The following is a 12,495-nucleotide window of genomic DNA, read 5'->3' on the forward strand; positions in this document are numbered from 1 at the left end:
CAAAAAATAGATTTTAAGAATATTCCCACAAGATAATAGGCAATTTCCATATCATTATCTGCCTTTATGGAATGTGTGTATTTGATAAGATTGTCGAACACAAATAATACACAAAAGAAGAAACATCCTACATGAAGAAGCGTAGGAAAAGAAGTAAGCTTTGATGAAATTTATTCCATCAGACTATAGAGAATTATAATGGATATAAGACCATTACTAAACAACATATCGGTTCGCAATCAAATTATTGCGCCTGTTTTATTTTCTGTTCTAATTCTATTTACCGTGCTTATTTTTGTAAGACAAGCATTAGAAGAATCAGATGAAAAACTCATTGCGAGTGTTAATACTTTAGTTATTCAAAAAGATACACTAGCAGAAATTGATGATTTATTTTATCCATTACGCATTGATGTCGCTTACGGACAAATCGATAGCCGTGAAAACGATACGGTTATAAAGAAAATCAATGATAGTTTTCTGTCTATTACACAACACCTTAATAGTACCTTTAACGAACAACGCTACGCTGTCGATCTACAAAATATCTATGATGCAATGAGTGCATATGCAGAAAATGCCACATTAAGTTTAAATGCTGCAAAAAAAATTAACAGTACCGATTTTGATCATACGCAGTTTGCCCGCTTATCTGATGAGTTACGAATCTCTGGCGATCGCTTAGTTGAAGTATTCAATCAGCTTTCTGAAGATATTAACCAAGCCTCGTTGCAAACCATTATCGATTTAGATGCCGACAGCACCCAAACGCTTAATCACGGTATTGCGGTTATTTTAATTACCTTAGCCCTAGCTGCCGTTTTTGCTTGGTTTATTGCAGGTGTGATTGCAAAACCAGCACAAATGATTCAGCAAGCGATGCAAGAAGTGTCTGAAGGTAACCTTTCAATTCGCATTGAAACATCAGGCAAAAATGAGCTTGCGATTTTAAGCCAAGACATTAACGCAACCATTGAGCGCTTACAAAACACCTTGCGCGATCTCAATATGATCAGTGACAACGTGGCTTCTTCATCACAAGAACTGGCAGCAGTCATGGTGCAGTCAGAAAGTAATTCTCAACAGGAAATCATTGCCGTTGAATCAGTAGCAACTGCCGCTACCGAGCTCGAAAGCATGGCGAAAAGTATGAGTGAAACGGCCGCGTCAGCAGATGAACTGGCACGCAATGCAGGCAAAAAAGTAGAAATTAGCTTAGATATCTTCCAAGAAAATCAACAAGCTAATGAAAAAATCACAAGAGTATTGCATGATGCGGCCTCGATTATTCAAGAGCTACAAGAGCAATCAACCCAAATTAATAATGTCGTAGAAATGATCAGTAATGTTTCAGAGCAAACCAACTTACTGGCATTGAATGCCGCCATTGAAGCCGCTCGAGCGGGAGAAGCAGGACGCGGATTTGCCGTCGTCGCCGATGAAGTTCGTGTGCTCGCTGTAAATACCCAAAATTCCACTCGTGATATTAAAACCATTATTGAACAGCTACAAAATAAATCATCACAAGCAAACCAAAATATGCAAACTAGCATTAGTTTGCTAGAAAATAGTGATAAGTTATCTGAAAAAGCGAATCTTGCTATGCAAGAGATTATCCAAGTGATGAGTCAGATTAACGACACCAATACACAAGTTGCTGTTGGTGCTGAAGAACAAGCCAATGTCACCAGTGAAATCAGCAAAAATATGATGAATATTTCTGACATCGTACAACAAAATTTTGTTGGATTGTCTCAATGTACATCAGCAAGTAATGAATTATCTCATTTAGCTAATGATCAAAAAGATAAAATATCCTTTTTTAAAATATAATCTTTAACACTCCTTATGAGAAAGCATAAGCAGCCTTTATGGCTGTTTATGCTTTTCGTGGCTAATAGCTGTAGGTATAAGATCTTGAACAAGATACAACAAAATCTCGAATTGCTAAAATCACAAGTAGAAGCCAATAATAATTCAGACATATTATTGGAAGCGAATAAACTTCTATTGCAAGCTAAGCAAATTAACTTTGTTTCAGGGATTATTACTGCATTAGTTATTATTGCTCGAATCAATTGGTTACAAGGTGATTACGAGCATTCTATCGAAATGGTCAAAGAAGCAGAAAACTATCATAATACTCAGGATAATGATGATGTCCTTCCTGAGTTGCTTCATTTGTATGCGTTGAATGCTCTTAGTCGCTCCCAACATTATACAGCAAAAAAATATTGGCTAGATGCTCTGGACAAGTCAATGTTTACCAATAATATGGTAATAGAAATTGAAAGCTTACTCGGTATTGGAGAGGCTCTTTTCTCATTAGAGGAATATCCTCGCTCCATTGAAATTTTTGAATTAGCGATAAAAATCGCTAATAAAAGTAAAAATAGAAAATTGGAGGTCAGAGCTTATATTTTACTAGCGACTAGCTATTTAGAGCTTAATCATTATATTGATATGCTCACGGTTCTTGATCTTGCAGAAGAAAAAGTAGATGGAAAACAATGCCCCACTTGGCATATTAAACTTTGGTTACTAAAAAGTACGGCACTGCTTAAGTTAGGTAGAGTGAAAGATGCTAAAAATGCAGCATTTCAAGCTTACAATCTTTCCATGTCATCTAATGCAACAAAACTTCGGATTAATGCTTTAGGCTGTTTATCTAGAATTGCACTCGCAAGTGATAATCAGCCTCGCGCGCTCTATTTATCTGATATCGCTGAAGCTGTTGCGATGAAAATTGATGATAAAGAATCATTAGCACAAATTTATCTTTATCAATCTCAAGTGCATCAAGATGCTAAAGACTATCAAGCCGCCTTATCTTCATTTAAAAAATATAAAACTCATGTTTTAAATGTAGTGAAAAATAAGACAAACAGTCACAACTTAGATAAAAATTATAAAATAAAAAATCAGTTAGCAGTTAGGATAACCAAATCCATTAACTACTTAAAAAATCATCATACCAATGATAATGGTACTCTAAATTCACTCATATCAGAAACAACATGGTGGGAGAAATTGATGTTATTTAAAGCATCAATGAATAATCACTCACACTCCGTTATCATGTTTTACCATGATAACCCTAAAGTCATTGATGAATGTGAAAAGTTAATTTCTCCATTATGTGTCAATGATGACTTTCTCTCTCGTTTAAGTCATAAACGACTAGGATTACTGATCTTCGGTTTAGATGGTTCAGAAACGGTTTATAAAAAAATAAAAATGATTATGCGATTATACCCTTGGGATCGAAAAGGCCTCATTGGAGAAAAGCCGGCCGTCTCCTATCAGGATGTACTTAGTTTTCCATTTACCATTGAACAATTAGATGGTTCATTAAACTTTGAAGAATTAGAAGAATATTAAAAATGGATGCATTGCTCAACAAAATTAGTCAGGCTGGACTTGATATCCTAAACATCGATGAAGAACATAGACTCGATTTTTGGAATCACGTGATTGAACATATTGCGACTAGCCCAGAAGAAAAAGCCAAAGCTTTAATTGGTAAGTCAGAGTTTCTTTTAAAAATAAATAAATTAGAAGAAAGTATTTCTGGGCTTTATGATGCTTTATCTCTGCTATCTGATGATATTGATACTATTTTAATGACAAAGTTTCATTTGATTCATCGTTTGATAGAAAATGGACAATATGAGAAAGCGCTTGAGGAATGTTCACTCTACGCTGAACTGTCGGGTGAATATGGCTATATTACTCATTACGTATTATCTGTGATTACGCTCGGTAGATTATGTGAAGCCTATGGTGATTATCAGCTGGCTATTCTTATCCATAAAAGAATCAGTAAAATAGAGCACCTTCTCACCTCAAGATCAATTCTAACTATTTATAAATTAAGGCTGCTCTGCTGTAACATTGCATTAAAACAATATACTACTGCTGAACATCTGTTAGCCGAGTGTGAAGCTTTATGCACGCTCAATCATAATAGTGAACTTAATTGTCAGTTATTGTTCTATAAATCTCGACTCTATAGAGCAAAGAAAAACTTTCAAGGTGCCTTAAAAGTTTTTGGTTTATTAAACACGGAAACAAAAAGAAAAAATAATAGTACCGTTTCTCATCACTTACATTTAGACCGAGTGAACTATTTAGTCGAATTAGGCCAAACTGTATTGGCAAAATTTTATTTAAAAAACCTTAAGAAACGCGTCAAACAAATTAGCTCACCAGCACTGTTAAAAGAGTTCTATGAAACCTTTAGTCATGTTCATGAACTTAATGATAATTATGAGCAGGCATTATATTATCAAGAAAAAGCATTAGAAATAGAAATTAATCTGATTAAAACAGCCCCCATTTACTATTTAAGTGTTGAGGTGATGAAAAAGCTTTCACAGATAGAGTCTAAACTCACGCTCTCTATCTCTGAGAAACGCTACAAAGAACTGCAAGAGTCTTCTGTACGACAAAAACAGATGCTCACTCAATTACAGAAAGATGTTTATATCGATCCTCTCACTCAGTTGCAAAACCGTCGCTGGTTAGATGGAAAACTTGAACAATTAATTGAGCAAGATCGTTCTTTTGCTTTCTTAATCGTAGATATTGATCACTTTAAATCGATCAACGATGAACTTAGCCATTTAGTGGGAGATAAAGCCATCTCAAATGTATCTAATGAAATTTCTTCTTATTTTATTCCCTATGGCGCTTCTTGCGTACGTTATGGTGGCGAAGAATTCCTCGTCATTATGGAAGATGTTTCATTAATGCAACTGAAAGTTCATGCAGAATCGTTTAGAAAACGAATTGCCAATTTCCCATGGATGGATATCCTCGGAGATAGAAACTTAACCGTCAGTATCGGTATTACCTTGCATCGACGAGGAGAAACGACCCAACGTACTTTCCACCGTGCCGATAAAGCCTTATATCGAGCGAAAGCTAACGGCCGTAACCAAGTCTGTTCTGAGAGTATCTAACTTCGTCGATCAGTCGGTGAAAAATACACCGACATTTCTTCTTATCCATAAAAAAGCGAATCCGTTGGATTCGCTTTTCTTTTTATATACTGACTTTGGTAGTTACAACATTTCTACTGACTGCTGAGCAATCACGAATTCCTCGTTGGTTGGAATAACTAAGGCAAGTTTTGAGTCTGAACGAGTGATAGTACCTGATTGGCCAAAACGAGCATCAGCATTGCCTTGCTGATCTTCTTTATATCCAAAAACAGAGAGGTAACTGAGAATTTCGCTGCGAATCGGTAATGAGTTTTCACCTATGCCACCAGTAAAAACAATGGCATCCACTTCTTCACCAATAGCCACCATATAAGAGCCAATGTATTTCGCAACGCGGTAAGTGAAAATATCAAAAGCTAATTTGGCCCGAGGGTTGCCGTTTTCCATCGCTTCTAATACCCCACGAGCATCGCTAGTCACCCCTGAAACACCTAAGAAGCCTGATTTTTTATTCAGCATGTCAAACAGCTCTTCTTGCTTCCACCCTTTGCGGAATAGGAATTCAATGACGCTTGGGTCAAGATCACCACAGCGTGTTCCCATCATTAAACCGGCGAGCGGTGTTAGCCCCATACTGGTATCAACACATTCACCATGTTTCACCGCTGTAACAGAAGCGCCATTACCTAAATGCACGGTAATAAAGTTACTTTGTTCAATAGGTTTGTTGATCATTTTTGCCGCTTGACGGCTGACATAATAATGGCTAGTTCCATGAGCCCCATAACGGCGCACTTTATGTTTTTCATACAATTCGTAAGGTAAAGCAAAAGTAAATGCTTTAGCTGGCATTGTCTGATGGAAGGCGGTATCAAAAACAGCAAACTGAGGTAATTCTGGGAAGGCTTCCATTGCTGCGCGCATCCCTACCGCATTCGCTTTATTATGCAGTGGTGCGAGTTCAGCTAAACGCTCTACATCTTTAATGACTTCATCCGTGACTCTGACTGTCCCTTTAAACGTTTCTCCCCCCGCGACAATACGGTGGCCAACCGCCACGAATTGAGAACTTAAACCTAAGGTTTCTAACAGTTTCACCACACGGTTCACTGCGTATTGATGATGATCCTCTGAGGTGTTAATGGCTTCCTCTGTTTTTTCTCCTTGATACTTCCAGCTTATGGCGGCTTCTGGGAGACCAAAACATTCACCAAGACCAGTGACCAATGCTTCGCCAGTGGCTGAGTCAATCACGGCAAATTTAAGCGAGGAGCTTCCTGAGTTGATAACCAACACATACGAGTTCGACATGGGGCAGTATCCTGTTTCCGACTAAGAGTTCGAAGCTTATGCTTCTCCATTTCATGTTGACCATTATTCAATAATTTTTGAATCTTTCAACTTTTGTTTTGCTATTTATTGATGGAAAGGTTTTTTTGTTGATCTTTAACAAGGAATGATTTCTTTTGAGCAGAGAAATATATTGTTAACCCTTCCCCCTCCACCTTTGATTGGCTGATGAGAGTAACATAGCAAAAAATAGAGACCATACCTAATCCGAGGGTTTTTAAGCTCAGCCAACTGTCTCGTCCTGAAATGTGTTTATACATTGAGGCCGAGACAAACATTGTAAAAAAGCCGTTGGCACTTACCGCAGGCTAAATGAAATCATCGCAGGAGAGTCTAAGCGGTGTGGTATAAACACATCCGCTTCCCTTCTAGCTCAAGTACTCGAAATGGCGTTTCATAAATCTCGCTAAGGACGCCTTCTTGAATGACCTCATCAACCGAGCCCTGCGCAACAACCTGCCCTTTTTTTAATGCAATGATGGTGTCTGAATAACACGAGGCAAAATTAATATCGTGGATCACGACAACAACAGCCTTGTTGAGTTCGTGGGCTAAGCGTTGAATCGTAGTCATGATCTGCAACGAATGTTTGATATCTAAATTGTTGAGCGGCTCATCTAAGAAGATGTAATCCGTATCTTGCGCCATGACCATGGCAATAAAAGCCAGTTGTCGCTGCCCACCACTTAATTCATCCAGGTAGTGATGTTCTAAGCTTTTCATCTCCAGATAATCAATCGCTTGATCAATAACCGCTTGATCTTCAGCGGTTAACTTACCTTGGGAATGAGGAAAGCGTCCGAATGCGACTAGCTCCCGAACCGTAAAACGCATGGTTAAGTTATTCGCTTGACGCAAGACAGACAGCCGCTTCGCTAATGCTTTAGTATCCCAATCCACCAACTCTCGGCTATCAATCCATACCTTACCTTGATCGCGGGAGATCAAGCGACTAGCCATGGATAACAGGGTACTTTTCCCAGCCCCATTTGGTCCGATGATCGAAGTGACTTTCCCTTTAGCAAAGTCGGCACTTGCTTCATGAACCACTGCTTGAGAACCAAAATATTTAGTCAATTTGTCTAATTGAATCATAAGGGGCCTATACCACTTTATTGCGTAAAAGAAGAGAGAGGAAATAGATACCACCAATGAAATTGATGATAACGCTCAAGGTTGTGCCAAATGAAAAGACGTTTTCCACTACCCACTGCCCCGCCAGCAAAGCCGCAACCGACATTGCAGAGCAAGCCACTAATAAGGTTCGATGCTGATAAGTGTGCAACCATTCTCGTGTCAGGTTGGTCACGAGCAACCCAAAAAACATCACCGGCCCAACAAGAGCAGTCGAAATTGAAACCAAAATAGCACTCAGTAGCATGACGTTGCGGGTCGTTTGCTTTACATCCACACCAAGGCTAATGGCATTATCAGTGTCTAGCCACAATACATCTAAAATTCGGTGTAAACGAAATAAACCATAGCTAACCACAAGTAGTAGTGGTGAAACCACGTAAACCAAATTGACATTAACGTTATTAAAACTGGCGAACATTTTGGCTTGTACCGCTGCAAAATCATTCGGATCCATCAGCATGATGAAAAAAGAGGAAAAGTTGGAGAAGAGTTGACCGAGAATGACACCCAGTAGCAGTAATACGATGATATTGCTGCGCTGACGATGAAAATAAAAGGTAAACAGTAAACTGGAAAACAGCAGCATGACCCCAACGGATAATGAGAAGTTCCAGTAACTATTGAGCATAATATGGCTTAAGCTGCCAAACAGAGCCACCACCAGCACTTGCACCAATAAATAGAGCGAATCAAATCCCATAATACTTGGAGTTAGAATGCGGTTGTGGGTGATGGTTTGAAATGCCAACGACGATTGGGCAATAGCCATTCCAGCAACGATAATCGCCAATACTTTAGGAATACGCCGGGATAAAAAGTATTGATAATTATCGGCGGTTAATCCAAGGCCAACGAAAAGTGCAGAAAATACCAATACCGCCACCAGCATCACGAGTGTCTTACTTCTATCTTGCATGCTTTGGCCCTCTTAAAATCAGCAAGATAAAAGCGATACCGCCAAGAATACTGATGATCATGGAAATGGGGATTTCATAAGGGAAGATAATCACTCGGCTAATCATGTCACACAATAAAACCAGTGAAGCACCAAACAAGGCTGTACGTGGAATATTTTTACGCAAGTTATCGCCGAAAAAATAACTGACTAAATTCGGTACAATCAGGCCTAAAAAGGGCAATTGACCAACAATCATCACCACGGAAGCGGCCATAATCGACACTAAACACACGCCCAACGTTAAAACCTGTTGGTAATTTAGCCCCAGATTCACCGCAAAATCTTTTCCCATACCGACTGCAGAGATTCGCGCCGCATACAGATAACTCAATAACGCGACAGGAATCGCAATGTATAAGAGCTCAAAATCACCATTTAATAGATTAGCAAAATTAGCCACGGCCCAACCGGAGAGATTTTGTAAAGCATCATAACGATAAGCAATAAAGGTCGCCGCCGATTGCACAACATTACCAAAGATAATCCCAACCAATGGCACAAAAACAACATTCTTAAACTGAATACGTTGGATAAACTGGACAAAAATCAATGTTCCGATCATGGCAGTCGAAAAAACAAGCAGTAAACTTTCACCATGTCCAAATAGAACAAGGCTAAGCACATAACCCAACATAGCACATTCGATGGTGCCGGAAGTGGAAGGCGCAGCAAACCGATTTTGGCTGATTTGCTGCATAATAAGGCCAGCTATACTTAACCCGCCACCCGCCAGTAAAACGGCTAACAATCGAGGTAAACGGCTGGTCAACAGTAGTTGCCAAGCAATACTGTCTCCTTGTAGCAATGCGGTCAAAGACAGGTGCCCCACCCCAACAAACAATGAAGCCAGGCTTAAAATACACAATACGAGTAATAACTTTTTCAAAGTTAACCTCAAACGACAAAACTCAATAAAAACGATCGTGCTTAAGAAGGTAAAAAATAACACCGCACGAATAAATAAAGTCAAAGGTTAAACAAAGTAACCTTTGACGATATCTCTCCATACGACTGGATGTACTGTTAGCCATACCATTTATCTACATAAGCTGTACTAAGATTGAGAAGATAAACGCCATCACCGATCATCACTTCAAGTCGTAAAGATATAAGTAATAGGTTATTTACTCTTGGTGAAGTTTTACTTGCATGTCACTCAGCATTTGCTCCGTTGCGGTCACGCCAGCAATCGCTAAATACCAAGCATTGAGGTCAAGAAACACCATTCGATGTTGTTGATAAGCCTGTGTCGCTTTAATCAAATCATTTTCAAACTCTTCACGAGTACGGCTTTCCCCTTTATTGACTAACCTATCGCGATCAATGATAAACAACGTTTGCGGGTTATTTTGTCGAATATATTCGTATGAGATCAAGTTTCCGTGATTGGCCGTTTGCTTCACTGTCGCGGCTTCACTAAAGCCAAAATCTTTATAGACTGCCGCAAAACGCGAATTGGCCCCAAAGGTCGTAATGTTGCCCCCTGAGCTCATCACTGTCATGGCTTTAGCTTGGTGCTTTTGGTTGTAGTTATGCACTTGCGTAAAGGTTTTATCTAATTCTGCAATCTTCGCTTCTACTTTGTCTTCAATGGCAAAAAGCTTACCTAGATTACGCCATTGTGCCTGAGTACTCTCCCAATACGGTTTTTTATCATCAATGGCAAACACGACTGTAGGTGCAATTTTGCTTAGCTCATCATAAGCCGTACGTGCCGCACGAGGTCCTGTGATAATGACATCGGGTTTTTGCGTATAAATTCGCTCAAAATCAGGTTCAAAGAGTGAGCCTGCGGGTGCGTAGTCAGCCCCTTTGTACTGCGCTAAATACTCTGGAAGTTCTGCCACTTTAGAGACAGCAACCGGATTAATCCCAAAATAGTGAACCGCATCCAATGGACCAATACCAATGACCACCACGCGTTGAGGATTCTGCTCTACCGTTGTTTTACCCATTTGGTGCTCAATCGTTACATTGGCAGCCTGTACCGAGAGTGAAGTAAACAGCCCAAATGCGGCCCAACTCATTACTGATTTCATACCCTTCCTTATTAGCAATAAATATTGCGATGTATTTTGATAAGCATTCGCATTAAGTGAGTGGCACTATAACTAGTTCTGTTTTAGGTCGCAATAGCGTCGCAACGATTTCGTAGGCTTATCACACCATTAGGTTATTTTTCGCCAACCACTCACACCTAAATTATATTCTGCCGTGCTAGATTTTATTTCTAAAAAGGCTTACTGATGGATAGGAAAGAGAATCAACAATAGGCTCAATAGGCAAGGCATGCACACACAGAGAAGAAAAACCATTTTTGTCCACTGACAATTTTTCCAATAGCTGAGGATTGGAGCCGCAGTAAATAGGCAAATCAGAACGAGAACAACATGGATCAGTTGTAGTAATGAAAGTCCCACCAGCAACAACGCAAGCGCCAGCAGTCGATCAACAGGAATCGTCAGTTTGTATCCCAACCCCAATAGCAAAAGAAGCGTAAAGATGAGGGCGACCATGAACCACCTTTATGATATTAATTATCATTTACATAAAGAATAACATCGACTCGAGGAAAGACAATAGGTTAACGATAAAAAACCTTACTTTTCCTATGATAAGGATCTCTTATTTTATCAAGTAAAAAACCCACCCTCTCCCCGCAGATTTGATTAGTTTTTCTAATCTAAATTATAGAATTATATCGTGCTAAATAGAGTAAATTAGGATTGATTAAGCACTAATGACACACTACCATCTCGCGCTGAGAGTGTAGCCATGCTTTCATTTCTCATTAGTAAAATTTTTCCTTTTTATTTTAATGTTGTTGGGTGGAGAAAAAGATGTCTGCAACATTTCCATTAGCTAAACTGACCTTCCTTATCGCTATATTGACAGCCGTCGGTCAAATGACCCAAACCATGTATGTACCTTCTGTGGGTTACATGGCAAGTGAATTTTTAGTCACACCCGCCGCTTTACAAGCTGTTATGGCTTGTTACTTGATTCCTTATGGCTTTTCACAGTTTATCTATGGCACGTTATCCGATCGTCTTGGTCGTAAACCTATCATCCTTGCAGGATTAGCCATTTATATTATTGGCACTTTAGTGGCACTTTTTGCCCATCAATATACGATTTTTTTAGCGGGAAGTTTTATTCAAGGGTTAGGAATTGGCTGTGGTGGCGCAATGAGTCGAACACTGACACGAGATTGTTTCAGTGGCGCAAAGCTACATCAAGCAAACAGTTTGATCAGCATGTGTTTGATCTTCTCACCTTTAATCGCTCCCGTACTCGGTGGCTATTTAACTGAAACATTTGGTTGGCGATCCAGCTATCTATTTCTGTCTTTATTTGCTATCGCTGTCATTATTATCATGATGACCTATATGATGGAAACCTTACCAAAAGAAATACGTAAAAAAGAACCCGTACTGAAAAGCTACCACTTTGTGCTCTCAGATCACCGCTTTCAAGGGTACTTACTCTGCTTAGTCGCCACCTTTGCTGGGGTTGCCGTTTTCGAAGGTGCCGCAGGTGTTCTTTTGGGAGGAGTATTAACCTTGCCAGCCACAACTGTTAGCTTACTTTTTGTCACCCCAATTCCCGGCTACCTTACAGGGGCTTGGTTGTCTAATGTGATTGCGCAGCGAAGTGGAGAAAAACAGGCATTGCACGTTGGCTTGATGGCTATCATCTGTGGCTCAATGATTGTTCTCATCCCTGGACTATTTGATCAAACCACCGCTTTGACCTTAATTGGCGGTGCAACCATCTATTTCTTAGGGGCTGGTATTTTGTTTCCTGCAGCCACAACGGGAGCACTGGAACCGCTACCATATCATGCAGGGACTGGGGGGGCGATTCTTGGTGGCATGCAAAACCTAGGCGCAGGCATTGCAACGTTAGTCGCTTCACTTTTCCCCGCTACAAACCAATTGCCTCTAGGCATCATTATGTTAGTGATGTCCATACTTGCTTTGTTCGGGCTAAGACGCGTCTATAAACATCAAGATCCTTCCCAACATATGCCTTTGGCGATATGACCTTCATCAGTTAAAAAATCAAGGTGTACAGTTCTGGGATCTACGTATGAGATACCCA

Annotated in this window: 10 protein-coding genes; 4 read left to right on the forward strand and 6 right to left on the reverse strand. The window is 39.7% G+C overall.

From position 1 onward, the window contains the following. Positions 1-198: 198 nt before the first annotated feature. The 3 genes from EXA13_RS03460 to EXA13_RS03470 all read left to right on the forward strand — a co-directional run bounded on the left by EXA13_RS03460 (position 199) and on the right by EXA13_RS03470 (position 4,964). Positions 199-1,833, forward strand: a complete 1,635-nt coding sequence (locus EXA13_RS03460) for a methyl-accepting chemotaxis protein (protein ID WP_238131906.1) — start codon at positions 199-201, stop codon at positions 1,831-1,833. Between the two features lie 84 nt (positions 1,834-1,917). Continuing rightward, positions 1,918-3,381 (forward strand): tetratricopeptide repeat protein, encoded by a 1,464-nt coding sequence (locus EXA13_RS03465; protein WP_238131907.1) that lies wholly within the window; start codon positions 1,918-1,920, stop codon positions 3,379-3,381. Positions 3,382-3,383: 2 nt separating this feature from the next. Next, positions 3,384-4,964 (forward strand): GGDEF domain-containing protein, encoded by a 1,581-nt coding sequence (locus EXA13_RS03470; RefSeq protein ID WP_238131908.1) that lies wholly within the window; start codon positions 3,384-3,386, stop codon positions 4,962-4,964. A 102-nt stretch (positions 4,965-5,066) separates the two neighbouring features. On the opposite strand, the gene EXA13_RS03475 is transcribed toward EXA13_RS03470, so the two are convergent. The 6 genes from EXA13_RS03475 to EXA13_RS03500 form a co-directional block, all read right to left on the reverse strand. Further along, positions 5,067-6,257: an acetate/propionate family kinase gene (locus EXA13_RS03475; protein WP_238131909.1), complete on the reverse strand. Its 1,191-nt coding sequence runs from the start codon at positions 6,255-6,257 to the stop codon at positions 5,067-5,069. A 372-nt stretch (positions 6,258-6,629) separates the two neighbouring features. After that, the gene (gene vctC, locus EXA13_RS03480) at positions 6,630-7,391 is read right to left on the reverse strand and encodes an iron chelate ABC transporter ATP-binding protein VctC (protein ID WP_238131910.1); all 762 of its coding nucleotides are present in this window, start codon (positions 7,389-7,391) and stop codon (positions 6,630-6,632) included. A 7-nt stretch (positions 7,392-7,398) separates the two neighbouring features. Then, positions 7,399-8,349 (reverse strand): iron chelate uptake ABC transporter permease subunit VctG, encoded by a 951-nt coding sequence (vctG, locus tag EXA13_RS03485; RefSeq protein WP_238131911.1) that lies wholly within the window; start codon positions 8,347-8,349, stop codon positions 7,399-7,401. Beyond that, positions 8,339-9,277, reverse strand: a complete 939-nt coding sequence (vctD, locus tag EXA13_RS03490; RefSeq protein WP_238131912.1) for an iron chelate uptake ABC transporter permease subunit VctD — start codon at positions 9,275-9,277, stop codon at positions 8,339-8,341. Before vctD ends, vctG begins: the two co-directional genes overlap by 11 nt. A gap of 238 nt (positions 9,278-9,515) precedes the next feature. Continuing rightward, positions 9,516-10,430: a siderophore ABC transporter substrate-binding protein gene (locus EXA13_RS03495; RefSeq protein WP_238131913.1), complete on the reverse strand. Its 915-nt coding sequence runs from the start codon at positions 10,428-10,430 to the stop codon at positions 9,516-9,518. 201 nt (positions 10,431-10,631) lie between these two features. Continuing rightward, positions 10,632-10,907, reverse strand: coding sequence for a hypothetical protein (locus tag EXA13_RS03500; RefSeq protein ID WP_238131914.1), 276 nt, complete (start codon positions 10,905-10,907; stop codon positions 10,632-10,634). Between the two features lie 324 nt (positions 10,908-11,231). Between EXA13_RS03500 and emrD the strand changes: the two genes are divergently transcribed. Continuing rightward, a complete protein-coding gene (gene emrD / locus EXA13_RS03505; RefSeq protein ID WP_238131915.1) occupies positions 11,232-12,437 on the forward strand; it encodes a multidrug efflux MFS transporter EmrD in 1,206 nt (401 codons plus the stop codon). The last annotated feature ends 58 nt before the right edge of the window (positions 12,438-12,495 follow it).

The sequence above is a fragment of the Vibrio cincinnatiensis genome, assembly GCF_022113815.1.
GTDB lineage: Bacteria > Pseudomonadota > Gammaproteobacteria > Enterobacterales > Vibrionaceae > Vibrio > Vibrio cincinnatiensis_A.